Source organism: Microbacterium sp. 5K110, from assembly GCF_005774735.1.
Classification (GTDB): domain Bacteria; phylum Actinomycetota; class Actinomycetes; order Actinomycetales; family Microbacteriaceae; genus Microbacterium.
Genome location: NZ_VBUM01000002.1, coordinates 100,040 through 119,373 on the forward strand (window position 1 = coordinate 100,040; position 19,334 = coordinate 119,373).

General features: G+C 70.2%; 25 protein-coding genes. 3 read left to right on the forward strand and 22 right to left on the reverse strand.

Annotation, left to right across the window (positions count from 1 at the left end; all coding sequences use genetic code 11):
- Window positions 1-174: 174 nt before the first annotated feature.
- Window positions 175-1,248 carry an AI-2E family transporter gene (locus FE256_RS01135; protein WP_138172388.1) on the forward strand — a complete coding sequence of 358 codons (1,074 nt, stop codon included), beginning with the start codon at window positions 175-177 and terminating at the stop codon, window positions 1,246-1,248.
- Between the two features lie 3 nt (window positions 1,249-1,251).
- Here FE256_RS01135 and FE256_RS01140 read toward each other — a convergent pair whose 3' ends face one another.
- The 9 genes from FE256_RS01140 to rpsB form a co-directional block, all read right to left on the reverse strand.
- Window positions 1,252-1,974 (reverse strand): alpha/beta hydrolase, encoded by a 723-nt coding sequence (locus FE256_RS01140; RefSeq protein ID WP_138172389.1) that lies wholly within the window; start codon window positions 1,972-1,974, stop codon window positions 1,252-1,254.
- On the reverse strand, window positions 1,974-2,261 hold the full coding sequence (locus tag FE256_RS01145; RefSeq protein WP_138172390.1) for an Rv1322 family protein: 288 nt from the start codon (window positions 2,259-2,261) through the stop codon (window positions 1,974-1,976). Before FE256_RS01145 ends, FE256_RS01140 begins: the two co-directional genes overlap by 1 nt.
- Window positions 2,262-2,268: 7 nt before the next feature.
- Window positions 2,269-2,982, reverse strand: coding sequence for an aggregation-promoting factor C-terminal-like domain-containing protein (locus tag FE256_RS01150; protein ID WP_252370861.1), 714 nt, complete (start codon window positions 2,980-2,982; stop codon window positions 2,269-2,271).
- Between the two features lie 48 nt (window positions 2,983-3,030).
- Entirely contained in the window at window positions 3,031-3,600 is a 570-nt protein-coding gene (locus FE256_RS01155) for a DivIVA domain-containing protein (RefSeq protein ID WP_138172391.1), read from the reverse strand.
- The gene (locus tag FE256_RS01160; protein WP_252370862.1) at window positions 3,597-4,547 is read right to left on the reverse strand and encodes a phosphatidate cytidylyltransferase; all 951 of its coding nucleotides are present in this window, start codon (window positions 4,545-4,547) and stop codon (window positions 3,597-3,599) included. Before FE256_RS01160 ends, FE256_RS01155 begins: the two co-directional genes overlap by 4 nt.
- A 99-nt stretch (window positions 4,548-4,646) precedes the next feature.
- The gene (gene frr, locus FE256_RS01165) at window positions 4,647-5,201 is read right to left on the reverse strand and encodes a ribosome recycling factor (RefSeq protein WP_138172392.1); all 555 of its coding nucleotides are present in this window, start codon (window positions 5,199-5,201) and stop codon (window positions 4,647-4,649) included.
- A gap of 74 nt (window positions 5,202-5,275) precedes the next feature.
- On the reverse strand, window positions 5,276-5,995 hold the full coding sequence (pyrH, locus tag FE256_RS01170; protein WP_138172393.1) for a UMP kinase: 720 nt from the start codon (window positions 5,993-5,995) through the stop codon (window positions 5,276-5,278).
- Between the two features lie 115 nt (window positions 5,996-6,110).
- A complete protein-coding gene (tsf, locus tag FE256_RS01175; protein ID WP_138172394.1) occupies window positions 6,111-6,938 on the reverse strand; it encodes a translation elongation factor Ts in 828 nt (275 codons plus the stop codon).
- A gap of 129 nt (window positions 6,939-7,067) precedes the next feature.
- Window positions 7,068-7,994: a 30S ribosomal protein S2 gene (gene rpsB, locus FE256_RS01180; RefSeq protein WP_138172395.1), complete on the reverse strand. Its 927-nt coding sequence runs from the start codon at window positions 7,992-7,994 to the stop codon at window positions 7,068-7,070.
- 315 nt (window positions 7,995-8,309) lie between these two features.
- On the opposite strand from rpsB, the gene FE256_RS01185 reads away from it, so the two are divergent.
- On the forward strand, window positions 8,310-8,825 hold the full coding sequence (locus FE256_RS01185) for a murein hydrolase activator EnvC family protein (RefSeq protein WP_252370863.1): 516 nt from the start codon (window positions 8,310-8,312) through the stop codon (window positions 8,823-8,825).
- 16 nt (window positions 8,826-8,841) lie between these two features.
- Here FE256_RS01185 and FE256_RS01190 read toward each other — a convergent pair whose 3' ends face one another.
- The 10 genes from FE256_RS01190 to FE256_RS01235 form a co-directional block, all read right to left on the reverse strand.
- On the reverse strand, window positions 8,842-9,465 hold the full coding sequence (locus FE256_RS01190; RefSeq protein ID WP_138172396.1) for a DUF3060 domain-containing protein: 624 nt from the start codon (window positions 9,463-9,465) through the stop codon (window positions 8,842-8,844).
- A gap of 113 nt (window positions 9,466-9,578) precedes the next feature.
- On the reverse strand, window positions 9,579-10,484 hold the full coding sequence (locus tag FE256_RS01195; RefSeq protein WP_138172397.1) for a tyrosine recombinase XerC: 906 nt from the start codon (window positions 10,482-10,484) through the stop codon (window positions 9,579-9,581).
- A 233-nt stretch (window positions 10,485-10,717) separates the two neighbouring features.
- Window positions 10,718-11,878: a DNA-processing protein DprA gene (dprA, locus tag FE256_RS01200; RefSeq protein WP_138172398.1), complete on the reverse strand. Its 1,161-nt coding sequence runs from the start codon at window positions 11,876-11,878 to the stop codon at window positions 10,718-10,720.
- Complete coding sequence (locus FE256_RS01205; protein ID WP_138172399.1) at window positions 11,875-13,398, reverse strand: YifB family Mg chelatase-like AAA ATPase; 1,524 nt, start codon at window positions 13,396-13,398, stop codon at window positions 11,875-11,877. The genes dprA and FE256_RS01205 overlap by 4 nt, the downstream gene beginning before the upstream one ends.
- Window positions 13,395-13,757, reverse strand: coding sequence for a YraN family protein (locus tag FE256_RS01210; protein WP_138172400.1), 363 nt, complete (start codon window positions 13,755-13,757; stop codon window positions 13,395-13,397). The genes FE256_RS01205 and FE256_RS01210 overlap by 4 nt, the downstream gene beginning before the upstream one ends.
- A gap of 93 nt (window positions 13,758-13,850) precedes the next feature.
- A complete protein-coding gene (locus tag FE256_RS01215) occupies window positions 13,851-14,174 on the reverse strand; it encodes a DUF2469 family protein (protein WP_134126534.1) in 324 nt (107 codons plus the stop codon).
- Between the two features lie 55 nt (window positions 14,175-14,229).
- Window positions 14,230-14,883 (reverse strand): ribonuclease HII, encoded by a 654-nt coding sequence (gene rnhB, locus FE256_RS01220; RefSeq protein WP_138172401.1) that lies wholly within the window; start codon window positions 14,881-14,883, stop codon window positions 14,230-14,232.
- Window positions 14,880-15,623 (reverse strand): signal peptidase I, encoded by a 744-nt coding sequence (lepB, locus tag FE256_RS01225; protein WP_138172402.1) that lies wholly within the window; start codon window positions 15,621-15,623, stop codon window positions 14,880-14,882. The genes rnhB and lepB overlap by 4 nt, the downstream gene beginning before the upstream one ends.
- A gap of 160 nt (window positions 15,624-15,783) precedes the next feature.
- Window positions 15,784-16,131 (reverse strand): 50S ribosomal protein L19, encoded by a 348-nt coding sequence (gene rplS / locus FE256_RS01230; protein WP_138172403.1) that lies wholly within the window; start codon window positions 16,129-16,131, stop codon window positions 15,784-15,786.
- 160 nt (window positions 16,132-16,291) lie between these two features.
- On the reverse strand, window positions 16,292-16,783 hold the full coding sequence (locus FE256_RS01235; RefSeq protein ID WP_138172404.1) for an MFS transporter permease: 492 nt from the start codon (window positions 16,781-16,783) through the stop codon (window positions 16,292-16,294).
- 128 nt (window positions 16,784-16,911) lie between these two features.
- Between FE256_RS01235 and map the strand changes: the two genes are divergently transcribed.
- Window positions 16,912-17,694, forward strand: a complete 783-nt coding sequence (gene map, locus FE256_RS01240) for a type I methionyl aminopeptidase (RefSeq protein ID WP_138172405.1) — start codon at window positions 16,912-16,914, stop codon at window positions 17,692-17,694.
- Between the two features lie 60 nt (window positions 17,695-17,754).
- Here map and trmD read toward each other — a convergent pair whose 3' ends face one another.
- The 3 genes from trmD to FE256_RS01255 are packed head-to-tail and all read right to left on the reverse strand — an operon-like array spanning window position 17,755 to window position 19,332.
- The gene (trmD, locus tag FE256_RS01245; protein ID WP_138172406.1) at window positions 17,755-18,444 is read right to left on the reverse strand and encodes a tRNA (guanosine(37)-N1)-methyltransferase TrmD; all 690 of its coding nucleotides are present in this window, start codon (window positions 18,442-18,444) and stop codon (window positions 17,755-17,757) included.
- Between the two features lies 1 nt (window position 18,445).
- Window positions 18,446-19,102, reverse strand: a complete 657-nt coding sequence (rimM, locus tag FE256_RS01250; protein WP_138172407.1) for a ribosome maturation factor RimM — start codon at window positions 19,100-19,102, stop codon at window positions 18,446-18,448.
- Entirely contained in the window at window positions 19,102-19,332 is a 231-nt protein-coding gene (locus FE256_RS01255) for an RNA-binding protein (RefSeq protein ID WP_138172408.1), read from the reverse strand. The genes rimM and FE256_RS01255 overlap by 1 nt, the downstream gene beginning before the upstream one ends.
- Between the last annotated feature and the right edge of the window lie 2 nt (window positions 19,333-19,334).

Here is a 19,334-nt window from a genome sequence, read left to right on the forward strand (position 1 = left end):
GCTACACACCATCCCCACCGGCGACTCGGGCGGCCACCGAAGAATCGACGTTTCAGACTAGCTGAGGCCGGCTGAAAGTTCGCGGCGAGGCCCGGCGGTGCCGTGACCACGCTCGCTCTCAGTATCCTTTCGACACGGGCGCGGTCGCGCCCTCCGGAGGCAGGAGTCGCCAGGATGAAGATCCACAATCCCTTCAGAGTCGCATTGCTCGCGACCCTCGGCGTCGGAGTCGGCCTCCTGGTCATCGGCAGCGTCCAAAATCTGTCGACGATCCTGCTGTATGTCGGGACCGCGCTGTTCCTGTCGCTGGGTCTGGACCCTGTCGTGTCGTTCCTCGAACGCCGTGGGTTGCCGCGATGGGCCGCCGTGCTCCTGACGATCCTCGGGGTGCTGGGCATCTTCGCCGGGATCATCATCATGGTCGTTCCGATCATCGTCAGCCAGATCACGCAGCTCGTCGGGCAGATCGAAGCGCTCCTGCGTCCGGGGCAGTGGAACCAGCTCGTCGTGAACGTGCAGGACTGGGCCACCACGACGTTCCCCTGGCTCCGGCTCGACGAGGTGTGGGCCGGCGTCCAGCACTGGTTCTCCACGCTCGATGTGGGCTCGATCTCGACGATGGTCGGCAACAGCCTGCTGACGGTCGGTGGGGCGCTGGCCGCGGGGCTCGGCGGCGCATTCATCGTGCTCATCCTCACGATCTACTTCACGGCGTCGACTCCGTCGCTGAAGTCCGCGGTGTACCAGCTCGTCCCGGCATCCAAGCGCGCCCGCTTCATCGAACTCTCCGAGAAGATCACCGATTCGGTGGGCTACTACGTCATGGGTCAGGTGAGCCTGGGGGTGATAAACGGCATCCTGAGCGCCATCTTCCTCACGATCATCCAGGCGCCCTTCCCCGCGGTCCTGGCCGTGATCGCGTTCTTCTTCTCGCTCATCCCGCTCGTCGGAACGCTCACGGGCTCCACGATCATCGTTCTGACCTGCCTCATTCCGGGGCTCGGTTCGCCGACCATCGCGATCATCGCGCTGGTGTACTACCTCGTCTACATGCAGATCGAGGCGTACGTGATCTCGCCGCGCATCATGAACCGCGCCGTGTCGGTGCCGGGATCGGTCGTGGTGATCTCGGCACTCGCCGGTGGCGCGCTCCTGAACCTGCTGGGTGCGCTCATCGCGATCCCGGTCGCCGCGAGCATCCTCATCATCTACCGCGAGGTCATCATCCCGCGGCAGAACGAGCGCTGAGGCTCAACCCTCGGCGGGCTCGTCCCACTGCAAGGGCAGAGGCAGCGCGTCGGGGTTGACCGCGGCGACGATCTCGGTCAGGACGCGACGGGTCTGGTTCTCGCCCACCCACAGGTGCTTGCCACCGTCGACGGCGATGAGCTGCGCGTGCGGGATCGACGCGAAGCGTTCGCGGGCCTCGTCGGGGCGAAGATAGTCGTCGAACTCCGGGACGAGGACGATCACCCGGCGCGAGTCCCCGGCCCACGCGGCGACCTCGTCGGCCGACGCGCGGTGAAGAGGAGGCGAAAGGAGGATGACGCCCTCGATGTCGTGGTCGCGCCCGTACTTCAGCGCGAGTTCGGTGCCGAACGACCACCCCACGAGCCACGGGCGTGGCAGCCCGCGCTCGCGGACGAAGTCCACGGCGGCGGCGACGTCGAACACCTCGGCCGTTCCCCCGTCGAACGCCCCGTCGCTGGTGCCGCGCGGCGACGTGGTGCCGCGCGTGTTGAACCGGAGCACCGCGAGGTCTGCCAGGGCGGGGAGCCGCCCCGCGGCCTTGCGGAGGATGTGCGAGTCCATGAACCCGCCCGCCGTGGGCAGCGGGTGGAGGGTCACGAGCGTCGCCACCGGCGCGCGATTCTCGGGGAGAGCGAGCTCGCCCACGAGGGTGAGACCGTCGACGGTCTCGAACTCGACGTCCTCTCGGCGCGCGGGCAGCAGCACGGGGCCGCGTATCTCCATCAGGCGATCCTCCAACAGTGTGTGTGCCAATGCCGTCGTGCAGCGAGATCGGCCGCCTCGCCGAGGACTCCGTCCGCCCGCCACACCACGAGGTGAGCGACGCCCACCTCGACCGTACGACCGCAGCCGGGACAGATGTAGGCCTTCCGCGCCTGGGCCGCCGACAGCGGCTGCACCGTCCACTCCGCGCCGCGCTTGACCTCGGTGCGCTTCCACCCGGCGATCAGGCGATCGAGTGAGGCGTCGGCGCGATCGCGCGACGGCCGCCGCTTGCGGGATCGTGGCACGACCCGCTCACCACCAGTGGTTGCTGGTCCAGAAGGCGTACGCCTCGGCCCAGCTGCCGTACCGACCCGTCGCGTATCCGGTCGCCCACCGGAGGTTGTCGACGGGGTCGTACCCGTTGCCGGGCACTTTGCTGCACGGGAGTGCCTGAACGAGGCCGCACGCACCCGAGGAGCGGTTCGTGGCGTTGGGGTTCCATCCGCTCTCGCGCTTGACGATGTAGTCGACGTACCCCATGTCGGCCTCGGAGATACCCGCCGCCGACATCCACTCGCTCGGCGCGCCGCCGCCCGAGTACAACACCGGACCGCCGCCGCCGCTGGACGCCTCCGAACCCGACCTCGACGACGTGGCGACCGGAGTCGGAGTGGGGGTCGGCTTCGGCTTCACGTAGACGTTGTAGCTCGAACGATCGAGAGTGGGCGCTTGCTTCTCACCGCCGGTGGACACGTGCTGCGAGTCGCCGAGACCTTCGGCGTACAGCGTCACCGTTTGCGGCTCGTCGGCCTGGGCCCGCAGGATCGCCCCGCCCATCGGGCCGACGTAGGCACCCGTGAAAGCGAGCGCGGCGCACGCCGCAAAGACGCCGACAACGCCCCGGCGCCGCGTCCAGTGCGGACCTCGGCGGCTCGACGGCGCCGGATGGACCACGTCGACCGCGACCAACCCGCGACGGGCTGCCCGTCGGGACGTCGCGCGCGTGAGGTCGGTTCCGGAAGTCACAGTGCGCTCGATACTACCGGTGTGCTCGGCGGGGGTGCCACGCCCAGCTCAACCGACCGCCAGCATGACTTCGATGACCGCATCCAGCACGGCATCCACCTGCGTCTCGCGGTAGCCGCCGCGCTGCAGGCGGAACGCCACGGAACGGACCTGCTCCGGGGTGATCGGATCGCCGGCGACGAGGTAGCGCGCGATACGGTCGGCGACGATGTCCACTTCGTGCACGCTGTAGCCGTAGTGCAGGACCCCCACGCGGTCGAAGCGCTCACCCGGGGGACGAGCCAACCGGTCGAGCACGACCTGAGCGGTATCGCGCGTCTCGGCGACCCAGGCGCGCGCGCCCAGGCGGGACAGCGCGTAGTCGCGTTCGCGGGCGGCGAAGGCGTCCTCGACCCGGCCGAGGGCCGCATCCACCGGTCCGACGGCGTAGCCGCCCCGGACGAGGGGGAAGGCCGCGGACCGGACCTCGGTCGAGCGGAGAGCCCCGGGTTCGTCGGCCTCGAAAGCCTCACGAGCCTTCTCGAGGAAGGCATCCACAGCCCGCTTCTCGTACCCTTTTCGACGTCCGGGCGCGGAGGGGAACGGAGCGGGCGGACGGGTCGTCGCAATCTCGGTCATGACACCCCCAGGGGAGACAGAACGTAGTACATCGCCAACGCCGCCGTGGCGGAGGGCAGGATCGAGTCGAGCCGGTCGAGCACCCCGCCGTGACCCGGCAGCCAGGAGCTCATGTCCTTGATGCCGAGGTCGCGCTTGAGCATCGACTCGCCGAGGTCGCCGACCGTGGCGGTGGCGAGGACCACGGCGCCGAAGATCAGCCCCGTCCACCAGGGCAGCTGCAGCATGAAGACGGCCAGCAGCACCCCCGCGATGAGAGCGGCGACGAAAGCTCCGGCGAAGCCCTCCCACGTCTTCTTCGGGCTGATGCGGGGGGCCATCGGATGCCGCCCGCCCCGGCCGAACGTCAGACCCGAGACGTACGCACCCGTGTCGGCGACGACGGCGAGCACGAGGAACGCGAGGACCCACCACTCCCCGCCGTCCTGGGCCAGCAGGATCATGGCCATGCTGGTGAGGAACGGCACGTAGAGCTGCACGAAGGCGCCGACCAGCACGTCGGCCACGACGTCCCTCGGGGATCGTCCGTCGCCGGCGTGCAACTGTGCGGTGAGCCGCCAGACCACGACGATCGCGACCGCGGCGAGCGTCGCCACCCAGTGCAACCACAGCCCCACGAAGAAGCCGCTCGCCAGGAGCAGCACTCCCGCCGCGAGCTGCGGGATGACGTCGACCCGCCGGCCGGAGACCTGCAGCGCGCGGGAGAACTCAAACACCGCGAGGGCCATGGCCCCCAGCGCGAAGAGAGCGAAGAGCCCCTTGATGAAGATCAGCGAAGCGACGACCACGACGCCGATCGCCACGCCGATGAGACTGGCCACGATCAGATCGCGGCCGGTCCGCTCCTTGATGCGCTCGTTCGCCTGGTCGAACTCCGCCCGGGCGTGCGCGATGTGCTGTTCGGCATCCGTGCGCATCGCGCGCAGCTGCGATTCGATCGCGGTCACGCCTTCGCCGGTGGCCGGCGCACGGCGCGCCGGATCCCCCCTCCGGCGGGAGGGAAGGTCGGGCGCCGTCTCATCGGCGTCGGGGGCCTCGGGCACGGTTCAGACCTCGAGCAGTTCAGCCTCTTTGCGCTTGAGCGCCTCGTCGATCGCGTCGACGTGCGCCCGCGTCACACCGTCGAGCTCCTTCTCGGCGCGGACGAGCTCGTCTTCGCCGACGTCGCTCTTGAGCGCGTCCAGGTCGTCCTTGGCCTTGCGGCGGAGGTTGCGCACCTGCACCTTGGCATCCTCGCCCTTGCCGCGCACGATCTTCACGTACTCTTTGCGGCGGTCCTCGGTCAGCTCGGGCATCGTGACGCGCACGATGTTGCCGTCGTTGGTGGGGTTCACGCCGAGGTTCGGCATGTCGCGGATCGCCTGCTCGATCGCCTTGAGCGCCGACTTGTCGTAGGGGTTGACCACGAGCGTGCGGGCCTCGGGGTTGTTCAGCGACGCCAACTGCGCGAGAGGCGTGGGCGAGCCGTAGTAGTCGACCAGGATCTTCTGGAACATCTGGGGGTTCGCGCGCCCGGTGCGGACGGTCGCGAAGTCCTCCTTCGCGGCCTCCACGGCGCGGTCCATGCGCGCTCCGGCATCGGCGAGGACATCGGCGATCACGGTGACTCCATTCGTTGGTACTGACTTGTCAGTCTAGCCGCGCGCGGGCCCGGAGCCCGGGCCCGCGCCGCGCGTCACGAAGTGACGAGAGTGCCGATGGTCTCGCCCAGCAGCGCACGCGTGACGTTGCCCGTGGGCTCCATCCCGAACACGCGCATGTCCATGCCGTTGTCCATGCAGAGGCTGAACGCGGTCGAGTCCACGACCTTGAGGCCCTTCTGCAGGGCGTCGTTGTAGGTGAGGTGGTCGAGCTTCGTCGCCGAGGGATCCACGCGCGGGTCGGCGGTGTACACGCCGTCGACACCGTTCTTGGCGACGAGCACCTCGGTCGCACCGATCTCGAGGGCGCGCTGGGCGGCGACGGTATCGGTGGAGAAGTACGGCAGGCCCGCACCGGCGCCGAAGATGATGACGCGCCCCTTCTCCATGTGCCGCACCGCGCGACGCGGGATGTACGGCTCGGCGACCTGGGTCATCGAGATCGCCGACTGCACGCGGGTGGCGGCACCGGCCTGCTCGAGAAAGTCCTGCAGGGCGAGGGAGTTCATCACCGTGCCGAGCATGCCCATGTAGTCGGCGCGGCCGCGGTCCATGCCGCGCTGGCTGAGCTCAGCCCCGCGGAAGAAGTTGCCGCCGCCGACGACGATCGCGATCTCGACGCGATCCACCGCCTCGGCGATCTCACGGGCGATCTGGCTGACGACGTCGGGGTTGACTCCCAACTGTCCTCCCCCGAAGGCCTCACCGGAGAGTTTCAGCAGTACGCGGCGTCGTCTGGTCGCTTCATCGATCACGTGGGGTGTCCTCTCGTCTTGATCAAACTACTGCCCCCGCTGCGCCGACCGATACGTCGCGCGCGCAGGGAAAAGGCCCGGGATGCCGTGGCATCCCGGGCCTTGTCATCGATGCTTACGCGCCGACCTTGAAGCGAGCGAAGTCGGTCAGGGTGAGACCGGCGTCGGAGGCGACCTTCGCGACGGACAGCTTGTTGTCCTTGGCATAGTCCTGGTCGAGCAGCGAGACCTGCTTGAAGAACGCGTTGACGCGGCCTTCGACGATCTTCGGCAGGGCGGCCTCGGGCTTGCCCTCGTTGCGGGAGATCTCGGTGACGATCTCGCGCTCCTTCTCGACGTCGGCCTCCGGCACGTCGTCGCGGGTGAGGAACGAAGGGTTGGCGAAGGAGATGTGCTGCGCGATGCTGCGCGCGGTCTCCGCGTCGTCGCCGGTGTAGGCGAGGACGACGCCGACCTGGGGCGGGAGGTCCTTGCTGGTCTTGTGCAGGTAGACCTCGAACTTGTCGCCGCGGATGGTGCGGACGCGACGGAGTTCGACCTTCTCGCCGATGATGGCGGCCTCGTCCGAGATGAGCTGCTCGACGGTCTGGCCGTCGGCGTCGGCGGCGAGGGCGGCCTCGACCGAGTCGGCACCGGCGGCGGCCGCAGCGGCCACGACCTTGTCGGCGAGAGCGATGAAGCGGTCGTTCTTCGCGACGAAGTCGGTCTCGCACGCGAGCTCGAGGAGCGTGACGGCACCCTCGGTCTCACGGGCGGTGACAAGGCCCTCGCTCGTGGAGCGGTCAGCGCGCTTGGCGTTGCCCTTCGCGCCCTTCAGGCGCAGGATCTCGACGGCCTTCTCGACGTCGCCGTCGGCCTCTTCGAGCGCCTTCTTGGTGTCGACCATGCCGGTGCCGAGCTGCTCGCGCAGAGCCTTGATGTCGGCGATCGTGAAGTTTGCCATGGTGTGGCGTCTCCTTGTCGTTGTGCGTTCTGATGTGAGCTCGGCGGGGCCGTGAGCGCCCTGGGGCGCGGTCACGACCCCGCCGGATCGTAGCCTGTGCGGGTGACGCCGCGGTGAGCGGCGGCGGGCTTACTTGCTGTCGGTGGCCTCGGCGTCGGCGACCTCGGCGGCCTCTTCGCCCGACGCGTCGGCGACGGCCTCGTCGTGGGCCTCGGCGCCGGCGGCGTCGTCAGCCGACTCGGTCGCGGCCTCGACGGCCTCGGCACCGGTCTCGGCGGGTGCCTCGGTCGACTCGGCGGGGGTCTCGAGCAGCTCGCGCTCCCACTCGGCGAGGGGCTCGGCGGCCTCTTCCTCACCGGCGGGCTGGTGACGCTGGATCAGGCCCTCGGCGGCGGCGTCGGCGATGATGCGCGTGAGCAGGCTCACGGAGCGGATCGCGTCGTCGTTGCCGGGGATCGGGTACTGGAACTCGTCGGGGTCGGCGTTCGTGTCGAGGATGCCGATGACGGGGATGCCGAGCTTCTTGGCCTCGTCGATGGCGAGGTGCTCGCGCTTGGCGTCGACGACCCAGATCGCCGAGGGGGTCTTCTGCAGGTTGCGGATACCACCGAGCGACTTGTGCAGCTTGTCGAGCTCGCGCTTCTTGAGCAGGAGCTCCTTCTTGGTGAAGCCGCTCTCGGCCGGGTTCTCGTAGTCGAGCTCCTCGAGCTCCTTCATGCGGGCGAGGCGCTTCGACACCGTCTGGAAGTTGGTGAGGAGGCCACCGAGCCAGCGCTGGTTGACGTAGGGCTGGCCCACGCGGGTGGCCTGCTCGGCGAGGACTTCCTGCGCCTGCTTCTTGGTGCCGACGAAGAGGATGGTGCCGCCGTGCGCGACGGTCTCCTTGACGAACTCGTAGGCCTTGTCGATGTACGACAGCGACTGCTGGAGGTCGATGATGTGGATGCCGGAGCGCTCGGTCAGGATGAAGCGCTTGACCTTCGGGTTCCACCGACGGGTCTGGTGTCCGAAGTGCACGCCGCTGTCAAGCAGCTGGCGGATGGTGACGACGGCCATGGTCGTACTCCTGTTCTGGGCGCTTTTCACGCCGTGGTTGCGGTTGTTCGCGCCGTTCGATCGAGCGGCGAGCCTGGTGCCCGGCGCACACCCGCCTTTCCGCCGGAGCGGAGGACCGTGGGGTGTGGATGCCGCGCGATGCGCTGATCCGGAGACCAGTGCGCTGCGCTGTGGGCACGCGGAGTCATCCCGAGAGACGGGATGCGTCCTCCAGCATACAGGACGGCTCCTCCCCACGCGGCCTGGTTCGAGGGCCGTGCACGGAACGGTCCGCGATGCCCGCGGCGGCTCCCCCGTCCCCGGCAGCATCGAGGCATGAACGCTCGACTCACGACCGCGCAACGGTGGAGCATGCTCCTCACGATCGTCGTGATCGCGGGGGCCGGGGGCGTCGGACCGGCGTGGGCCGGTGTCGACGATCCGCTCGCGCACCGCGGATGGGTGTGGCCGGTCGACGCCGTGCAGATCGTGCGGCCGTTCGAGGCGCCCGTGCACCGGTACGCAGCCGGCCATCGCGGCGTGGATCTCGGATCGGTCGGGAGGGTCCGCTCCCCCGCGGCCGGGACGATCGCGTTCGCCGGGTCCGTCGCCGGTCGCCCTGTGGTGACGATCGACCACGGCGACGGCCTGGTCACGACGTTCGAGCCCGTGACGACGCTGCTCCGCGTCGGCGATGCCGTCGCCCGCGGCGATCAGGTCGGCGAGGTGGCCGAGGGAGGCCACGCGGCGATGGGCACGGTGCACTTCGGGGTGCGCTGGAACGGCGACTACGTCAATCCGCTGCGTCTGCTCGGCGGAGTGCCGCGGGCGGTGCTGCTCCCGTGCTGTTGAGGGTGATGGCGGTCGCTCAGCCGATGCGGTTGCCGCGTCCCTCGACCGCGCTTTCGCCGATGCCGCCGGCGGCGGTGACGGTGTTGTCCTGTCCGCGGACGAGGAGCGACGAGATCGCGCCGCCGACCGTCACGGTCGCACGGTCGCCACTGAGGTCCAGTCGTCCGACGGCTCCCGCGACGGCGAGGGCGCTGTCGTTGCCCTGGCTCGTCGCGCTGTCGATGGATGCCGCGACGACGCGGATGCGGTCACCGGCGAGGGTCAGCACACCGATCGTGGCGCCGCTCGCGTCGACGGTGAGAGCGGAGCCCGACACCGTGAGCTGAGCGCACGTTCCCTCGACGCGGACCGCCCGCTCACCGCCGTTGACCGACGCGGTGCCCCCGTCGCCGCAGTCCGTCAGCGCACCGTCGGCGGCACCGCGGGCGGAGTCCGGGCTCCGCGAGGGAGCCGTCGAAGGCGCGGCCTCGACACTCGGCGTGTTCGACGGGGTCGGTACAGCGCTCGAGGAGGTGCCGGAAGTGGCGGGTGGCGGCAGCCGGGTGATGACGGGTTGGGGCGCGAGTCCGCAGCCGACGAGCACCGAGACTCCGACGAGCACCCCGATCACCGAGGCGGCGAGTCGTGCGCGACGGTTCACACGGCAACGCTACGACGCCGCGTGGAGGGGAGCCAAGCGCAACCGCGGTGCGTGTCGGTGCGTGTCAGCCGCGCGAATGCGCGGGCGCACGTGCCGGGAGCGGTCCGTGTGCGTCAGGCGCGCGGGTGCGCCAGCCGATACGCATCCCGCAGACGTTCGGCGGAGACGTGCGTGTAGATCTGCGTCGTGCCGAGGCTGGCGTGACCGAGGATCTCCTGCACCGAACGCAGGTCGGCGCCGCCGTCGAGGAGGTGGGTGGCGGCGGAGTGGCGCAGGGCGTGCGGTCCGAGCGACTCGGTTCCCACGACGGGCGCGACGATGCGCGAGACGAGGGTGTGCACGGCGCGGGGTCCGAGGCGGCCTCCGCGCGCGCCGAGGAAGACGGCGGGCCCGCCGCCCCCGTCGCCGCGGTCGACGAGCCCGGCGCGGCCCCGGACGAGGTAGGCGTCGAGCGCGTGCGCGGCGGGGACGCCGTAGGGAACGACGCGTTCCTTGTCTCCCTTTCCGCGCAGCCGCAGAGTGCGGCGCTCGTGGTCGATGTCGTCGAGGTCGAGCCCGCAGATCTCCGAGACGCGCGCGCCGGTGCCGTAGAGGATCTCGAGGAGGGCGTGGTCGCGCAGCGCGACGGGGTCTCCGGACCGGGCTGCGCTCTCGGCGTCGGCGAGCAGCCCGTCGAGAGCCGGTGCCGTCGCGACCCGGGGAAGGCTCCGTCCCCGCTTGGGGGCCACGAGCCGTTGCCCCGGGTCCGCGTCGATGAGGCCCTCGTCCTGCGCCCAGGCGAGGAAGCCTTTCGCCGCCGACGTGCGACGTGCGGCCGTGGCCTTGCTGAGACCGGCGGTCGCGGCATCCCACTGCCATTGCCGCAGCGCCTCGATGTCGACGTCGCGCACGTCGGGATCTCCCGCTGCCCGCACGAGATCGACGAGATCGGACCGGTATGCGCGGACCGTCGCGGGCGAGAGCCGGCGCACGTCGCCGAGGTGGCTCAGGTAGCCCTCGACCGCCTCGGAGATGCGCACGGGACAAGACTGCCCCTGGCGCGCGATGCGGGCGGCGTGCGACGCGCGTGATCGGCGGAGAATCTGCGCGGAGCGAGGGCGGCGACGTCCGCGGCGCGGTGAACGGCGGATCATCTACGCGCGCCGGGGGCGGCGGTGGCGTCCCCGGCGCGGAACACGACGCTGCATCTGCCCGCCGCTGCCGAGGCCGGGAGCGCACCCCGGCCGCGGTGCTTCGTTGCGCGGGGAGATCCTCACCGCGCGGAGAGCGAACGCCACCGGCCGTCGTCGTCCCGCACGGCACGCCCTTCGAATTCGGCGAACCCCAGCCGCGCACGCGCGTCATCCGGGGAGAACCCGGCGCGACGGGCGATGTCGTCGACATCCCGCCCGGCGCGCGGTGACAGGGCGTCGAGAAGTCGCGTGGTGTCGTCGGTGCGGCCCTCGGCGCCGCCTTCCGAGGACCCGGTGACTCGCTCCCCGAGCATTTCGCGAACGTCGGCCGCCGAGGTCACGCACACACCGTCGAACTCTCGGAGCACGCGATGACTGCCGGCCGACGCCGCGCTCGTAATGGGTCCGGGAACCGCGCCGAGCGCGCGCCCGAGCTGCGCCGCGTGCGCGGCGGTGTTGAGCGATCCGCTCCGGTGGCCCGCCTCGACGACGACGACCGCATCCGCCAGAGCAGCGATGAGTCTGTTTCGAGCGAGGAATCGCCACTTGGTGGGGGTCGCCCCGCACGGCGTCTCACTGACCACAGCGCCCGACACCGCGACACCGGCAAGGAGGCTCTCGTGCCCGCGGGGATAGGCGCGGTCCACGCCGCCCGCGAGGAAGGCGACGGTGCTCCCCCCGGCCCTCAATGTCGCGCGGTGTGCCGCTCCGTCGATCCCGTACGCGGCCCCGGAGACCACGATCACGCCGTCGGAGGCCAGCTCGGCGGCGAGGTCCGTGGCGACGCCCTCTCCGTAGGGTGTCGCCGCGCGCGCACCGACGATCGCGACCGTGGCGGCGCCCGCGAGTCGGCCCAGGTCTCCTCGCGTCCAGAGCGCCGGCGGCGTGTGCACACCGAGATCATCGAGGCGATCGGGCCAGCGCGGATCGGGCGGAACGATCAGCGCAGCGCTCGCCCGACGGGCAGCCTCCAGCGTCGATCGGACGAACTCGGGCTTCTGGCGGGGGCGCCATCGCTCGCGAGCGGCATCCCACTCGTCGTCGGTGTCCGTCGTCGCGATGCGGAGCGCCTCGATCGCGCCGTACCGGGCGATCAGCTCGCCGGCCGCGCCGTCGCCGGGCTCAGCGAGCACGGTCCACCACACCCGGGCGTAAGCGTCGGCGAGGTCGACGCCTCCCGCGACGCCCAGACCGTCCAGGGCCTCGACCACCGCATCCGCGGAATGCTCGATGCCGTTCACGCGACACTCCCCTGTCGAAGGAACAGCGCTCGCCCCACGTCATCGCCGTGCAGGCGATCTCGACCGGCGAGATCTGCCACGGTCCACGCCACCCGCAGCAGACGGTCGTACCCGCGCAGCGTGAGCGAACCGCGTCGCAGAGCCGTGTCCAGAGGACGAAGAATCTCGCCGTCCGGGAGCGCGGGGCCCCGCAGCCAGGTACCGGGCACATCAGCGTTGCGTCGCCAGGGCGTATCCGCCCATCGCTGCGCTGCGCGTTCTCGGGCGCTCCGCACGATGGCGCGTGCCTCGGTCGTCGTCACCAGGGGCGATCCGCCGTCGCGGAGTGCGCGCGACACGCGCTGCAACCGCAGGTCGAGGTCGATGCGGTCGAGCAGCGGTCCCGAGAGTCTGCGCGTGTACCGCCGAATCGCCTGCGGCGCGCACTCGCACACTCCGCCGGGAACGCCGTACTGCCCGCACGGGCACGGGTTGGTGGCCACGACGAGCTGGAACCGGGCCGGAAAGGTCGCGGACACCCCTGACCGGTGCAGCTGGATGACACCGTTCTCGAGCGGTTGCCGGAGAGCGTCCAGCACCGACGCGGGAAACTCGCCGCCCTCGTCGAGGAACAGCACGCCCTCGCTCGCGCGTGCGATGGCCCCCGGCCGCACGACTCCGGATCCTCCCCCGATCAGGGCGGCCGCACTCGCACCGTGGTGGGGGCTTTCGAACGGCGGCGTCCGAGACAGTCGCGTCACCACCTCTCCGGACAGCGACCGGACCGAGGCGACGGACAGCGCGGCATCGTCGTCCAGATCGGGCAGGATGCCGGGGAGACGGCGCGCCAGCATCGTCTTCCCCGCGCCCGGCGGGCCGCTCATGAGCAGATGGTGTCCACCGGCGGCGGCGACGATCAGGGCCTCCACGGCGTCGGGCTGCCCCACGACATCGGCGAGATCCAGGACCTCCCCGACGGACGCCGGCTCGTCCGCGGCCAACACCGCCGGAAGATCCGGCGCCTCGCTCGAGCCTCCGTGCCAGCGCACGACCTCTGCGAGGCAGACGGCTGCGCGCACCTCGATGCCCTCGACGAGCGCCGCTTCCGCCGCATTCGCGACCGGCACCACGACCCGCGACCTGCCCGCGCGTTGCGCGGTCAACACCGCCGGGAGAACCCCCGGGACCGGGCGAAGACGACCGTCGAGGCCCAATTCGCCGATGTGTACCGTGTCAGCGACGCGGGCGGCATCCATCGTCCCCGTCGTCGCCAGCGCGGCGACCGCGATCGCGACGTCGAACGCCGACCCGCGTTTCGGCAGGCTCGCGGGCGACAGGTTCACCGTCAGCCGTCGCTTGGGCAGTTCGAGCCCGCGATTGGTGCAGGCGTTCCGCACCCTCCGCCCGGCCTCACCGAGGGCCTTGTCGGGGAGCCCGATGATCGCGAACTCGGGCGTCTGGGGCGAGAGGTCGGCCTCGACCTCGACGAGGTCGCCGCGCACGCCGGTCAGGGCCACGGCCCACGTCCGCGCGACGGTCACAGCGCGTCCTCGAGGTGCTCCAGGCGGGCCGTGCGGGGATCGGCGCCGATCAGCGCGATCGCGTCGATGCGCAGCCGACGGGAGCGCGCCTCGTCGGGGTGTACCGCGATCCACGCCATCGCCAGGCGCCACAGGCGTGTCGCCTTGCGTCTGTCGATCGCCTCGAACGGGTGCCCGAACGCCTCGCTCGTCCGGGCCTTCAGCTCCACCACGACGAGCGATCCCGCGGTCTCGGCGACGATGTCGAGCTCGCCCTGCGGACATCGCCAATTGCGGTCGAGGATCCGGTACCCGTTCGCGGTCAGGTGGCGGGCGGCCCGTTCTTCACCGGCTCGTCCGAAGTCGTCTTTCGCTGCCATGCCCGAGAGCGTGGCATCCGGTCGACGACCGCCGCGGGCCGAGAGACCCGAATCGGGGACGGCCGACGAAGAACGACGGCTGGGGAGGAGCCGTCAGTTGTCGAGCGACAGCTCTTCGGGCAGCTGGAAGTCGCGACGAGAGAGTTCTTCGACGTTGACGTCCTTGAACGTCAGCACGCGCACCGACTTCACGAAACGGTCGGCGCGGTAGATGTCCCACACCCACACGTCGGTCATCGAGATCTCGAAGTAGAAGTCGTGCTCGGTGTCGCGGCGCACGACGTTCACGTCGTTGGCGAGGTAGAACCGGCGTTCGGTCTCGATCACATACTGGAACTGCGAGACCACGTCGCGATACTCGCGGTACAGGGCCAGTTCGAGTTCGCGGTCGTAGTCCTCGAAGACGTCGTCATCCATGGTGCTTCCATCCTAGGCGCGGGACGCGGCGGCGGCAGACCGTCCGCCGTGGGGGTCAGAACAGCGTCGGCGCCGCCGCGATCGCCCACGAGTGCCGGTGGTGCACGCTCATGCCGTGCACGCTGATCGCCTCGCGATGGTCGCGGCTCGCGTAGCCCTTGTTGCGCGCCCAGCCGTACGCGGGCAGATCATCGTGCAGGTGGGTCATGAGCGTGTCGCGCGCCACTTTGGCGATGACGGATGCCGCCGCCGCACTCGCGCAATCACGGTCGGCCTTCACGATCGGCTTCACGCGCAGCCCGCGCTCCCCCGCCGCAGTGATGTAGTCGTGGTTGCCGTCGAGGATCACCAGCGCATCCTCGGGCACGATCCCGTGCGCGCGGAGGTCGGCGATCGCGCGGACCGCGGCGAGACCCAGGGCACGGATGATGCCGATCTCGTCGATCTCCTCGGAGCTCGCCCAGCCCACCGCGCTCTCTTGAACGAAGGCCGCCGCACGGGCGGCCACGTCGGGCCGGCGCGCCTCGGGCACGAGCTTCGAGTCGCGCAGTCCCGCCGGCACCCGCTTGCGCGACCGCGTCGGATCGATCACCGCCGCCCCCACGGCGACCGGTCCCGCCAGAGCCCCGCGGCCCACCTCGTCGCACGCGATGATGATCGCGTGCTCCTTGAGCAGCCGCCGCTCGAGAGTGAGGGTCGGCTCGATCACGGCGCGCTCTCGGGCGCGGGCACCCCCGCGAACACCTCGTGATGGAAGTCGATCAGCCCGAAGCGGTCGAACGGCCACGTGATGACGAACGCGCGCCCCACGACGTTGTCGATCGGCACGAAACCCTTGCCGGGCTGCTCCTGGTTGTAGCGCGAGTCCTTCGAGCTGTTGCGATTGTCGCCGAGCACCCACAGCGATCCGTCGGGCACGGTGATGTCGTACGGGAAGGGCTCGGGCGCCGTCGCGCCGGGCGACAGCTTCACGTACGACTCCTCGAGCGGGACCCCGTTGACGGTCGTCTGACCGAGCGCGTTGCAGCACACGACGTGGTCACCGGGGGTGCCGATGACGCGCTTGATGAGGTGGTCGTCGCTGTCCGGTGCCGACAGGCCCACGAGCGACAGGAGCCAGTCCGTCGCCTCGACGAGCGGCGGTCGCTGTGCCTGCGGGGTCACGGGAAGCCAGCCACCCGGATCGCGGAAGACGACCACGTCTCCGCGGGAGTAGTCGCCGAACCGCGGCGTGAGCTCGTCGACCAGGATCCGGTCGTTCTGCAGCAGCGTATTGTTCATCGACGCCGACGGAATGTAGAACGACCGCACCACGAAGGTCTTGACGAGGAACGACACCACCAGGGCGATCACGAGGATCACCACGACGTCACGCGCGAACGTCAGAGCTCCCCGCCGACGACGGGTCGTCGGGGCGGATGCCGGTGCAGCTGCGGTTTCGTCGCTCATGTTGATCCTTCGCCGGGCTCACCGCACACCGGAAGACCGCGGGTCAAGCCTCGCACATTCCGACGCGCTCACCGAACGTTCCCGGCATCCGATCAGACAGGATGCCGCCGCAGACGACGAACGCCCCGCGACGGATCGCGGGGCGTTCGGGGAAGCGGACTCAGCGGTCGCGCTTCTCCTTGATCTTGGCCTTCTTGCCACGCAGGTTGCGCAGGTAGTAGAGCTTCGCGCGACGCACGTCACCACGGGTGACGACCTCGATGTGGTCGATCACGGGGCTGTGCACGGGGAAGGTGCGCTCGACACCGACCTGGAAGCTGACCTTGCGGACACAGAAGGTCTCGCGCACACCGTCGCCGGAGCGACCGATGACGACACCCTGGAAGACCTGGATACGCGAGCGGCTGCCCTCGGTGATGTTGACGTGCACCTTGACGGTGTCGCCGGGGGCGAAGACGGGGATGTCGGAGCGGAGCGAAGCCGCGTCGACGGAGTCGAGGATCTGCATGATCGTCACTTCCTGCGACCGCCACAGGTCGATCGCACGATAAGAATGGGAAAAAGTGAGGCGTGCCCGAGGCCGCGGATGCGGCGGACTCCCCTGAGGCAGAGCCGGTCAGGGCACAAACGCCTATTCTGCCACGGACGGGAGCACCGGCCAAACCGGCTCAGTCCGCGGCGGGCTTCTCCGAGATGACGATGACGTCGCCGTCGACCGTGGGACGCGGCTGCTCCCGCGTCGGCGGGATGTAGCCGGTGCCGTCGGCGGTGTGGAGTACCGCGATACCGCTGCGCGCCTCGGCCCACAGCTGCGCCGCCGAAGACCACACCAGAGCGAGCGCGCCGACCACTCCGAGCACCAGGAGGGGGAAGAAGATCCGCACGTCGTAGAACCCGAGCGCGACGATCGAGAGCTGCCAGACGCCGACCCCGATGACGTCGCGCCAGGATGCCGCCCGCTCCAGACGCACGCTCCCCCGCGCGCGCACCAGGAGCGCGATCACGATGTGCGAGACGAACACCGCCGGAGCCGCGACGAGGAGCCACAGGAGGGCCCAACCGCTCCCGCCGCTGAAGACGATCCACCCGATGAAGAGCCACAGGGGCAGGACGAACGCGGCGGGGAACAGCCAGCTCAGGAAGAGTCGACGCAGCATCATGCACGAAGCGTACGCGGCGACACTGTGCGGCGACTATGAGCCCGGATGCCGCCGTCCACACGCCGCGCACGTCTCCACATCGGTTGCGATCTTCGGGGACAATGGGAGGCTGACGAAGGGAACCACCGATGATCGAACTGCGCACACCGGCCGAGATCGACGCCATGCGCCCGGCCGGCCGATTCGTCGCCGAAGTGCTGGCGACGCTGCGCGACGAGACGAAGGTGGGAACCAACCTCCTGCACCTCGACCGTCGCGCGCACGACATGATCCGCTCGGCGGGCGCGGAGTCCTGCTACATCGACTACCACCCGTCGTTCGGTGCGAGCCCCTTCGGCAAGGTGCTGTGCACCTCGATCAACGACGCCGTGCTGCACGGGCTCCCCTTCGACTACGCGCTGCGCGACGGCGACCTCGTCTCGCTCGACTTCGCCGCATCGGTCGACGGCTGGGTCTCCGACTCCGCGGTGTCCTTCGTCGTCGGCACGCCCCGCGACGAGGACCTCGCCCTCATCGACACGACGCAGCGCGCCCTCGCCGCAGCGATCGACGCCGCCACCGTCGGCCACAAGATCGGCGACATCTCCGCGGCCGTCGCGGCGATCGCGCACGGCGACGGCTACTCGATCAACACCGATTTCGGCGGACACGGCGTCGGGCGGACGATGCACGGCGACCCGCACGTCGCCAACGACGGCAAGGCCGGGCGCGGATACCCGCTGCGGGACGGACTCGTCCTCGCGCTCGAGCCGTGGTTCCTGCAGACGACCGACCAGCTCATCACCGACCCCGACGGCTGGACCCTGCGCAGCGCCGACGGCTCGCGCGGAGCGCACTCGGAGCACACCGTCGCCATCACGACCGACGGGCCGATCGTGCTCACCGACCGGTCGTTCCTCGGCGTCGACTGATCATCATCGCGGTCGTGGCATCCGGCGACGGATGCGGATGCCACACCCCCGCGGGCCGCGTCAGTCGGGCAGCAGGTCGGGCCGACGCTCGCGGGTGCGCTCGATCTGCTGCTCGCGCCGCCACGTCGCCACCGCTCCGTGATTGCCGCTCAGCAGCACGGGCGGCACATCACGGCCGCGCCACGAGGCCGGCTTGGTGAACGAGGGGTACTCCAGCAGACCGTCCTCGTGCGATTCCTCGACGAGGCTCTCGGGGTTTCCGACGACGCCGGGGATCAAGCGACCGATCGCCTCGACCATCGCCATGACGGCGACTTCTCCCCCGTTGAGCACGTAGTCGCCGAGACTCAGCAGGCGGACACGACCGAGACCGGCCGCGTAATCGAAGACGCGCTCGTCGATGCCCTCGTAGCGTCCGCACCCGAACACCAGGTGGTCCTCGTGCGAGAGCTCGCGCGCGATCTTCTGTGTGAAGCGCTCACCCGCGGGCGACGGGAAGACGATCACGGGGGGCTCCGCGGCATCCTGGGCGATGTCGTCGAGAGCGAGACCCCACGGCTCGGGCTTCATCACCATGCCCGCTCCACCGCCGTACGGGGTGTCGTCGACGGTCCGATGACGGTCGTGCGTGTAGTCCCGCAGGTCGTGGACGCGCACGTCGAGCAACCCGGTCTGACGGGCCTTGCCCAGGAGCGACACCTCGAGGGCGTCGAAGATCGTCGGGAAGATCGAGACGACGTCGATGCGCACGTCAGTCCCCGTGGGAGTCGGCGTCGCCTGCCTCCGCCGCGTCATCCGCATCGGCGGCGTCGTCGCGGGGCGCATCGTCCTCGCCCGGAAGCTCTTCGAAGAGACCGGCCGGCGGGGTCACGACCACGCGTCCTGCCTCGATGTCGACCTCGGGGACGATCGCGCTCACGAACGGCACGAGGACGTCGGCATCCTCGCCACGGCCCGTGGGACGCACGATCAGGAGATCCTGCGCGGGGAAGTGATCCACGCGCGCGACCCGGCCGATGACGGCTCCGTCCCGCACCACGTCGAGACCGACGAGCTGGTGGTCGTACCACGCGTCGTCTTCAGCGGGGGCGGCCTGGGAGTCCTGGTCGATCCAGAGGATCGCCTTCACCAGCTCTTCGGCGGCGTTGCGGTCGTCGACGCCCTCGAAGAAAGCCACGGGGTGGGAGTTCATCCAGCGGAACTCCCGCACCTTCAGCTCGCGGCCGTGCCACGGCGAGGACTCGGGGACCTGAAGGGTGAACGTGTTCCCGGGGACGAAACGCCCCTCGGGGTCATCGGTGTACAGCTCGAGCTTGAACGCGCCCTTGAGGCCGTGGGCCTTGACCAAGCGGCCCACACGGAGCTGGGTCTTGGCGGGCTCTGCGCCCGCGGTTTCGCCGGCCGACATCAGTCGTCGGCAACGTCGACGCGGACGCGCTGCCCGTCGGCGAGGGCCGTGATGAGCGTGCGCAGCGCCTTGGCGGTGCGACCGCCGCGCCCGATCACGCGACCCCGATCATCGGGGTGCACGCGAACCTCCAGCACCTCGCCGCGGGGCGAGGTGGAGGAACGGATGGTCACGGCATCGGGGTGATCGACGATCCCCTTGACGACGTGTTCGAGCGCGGCGGACAGCACGG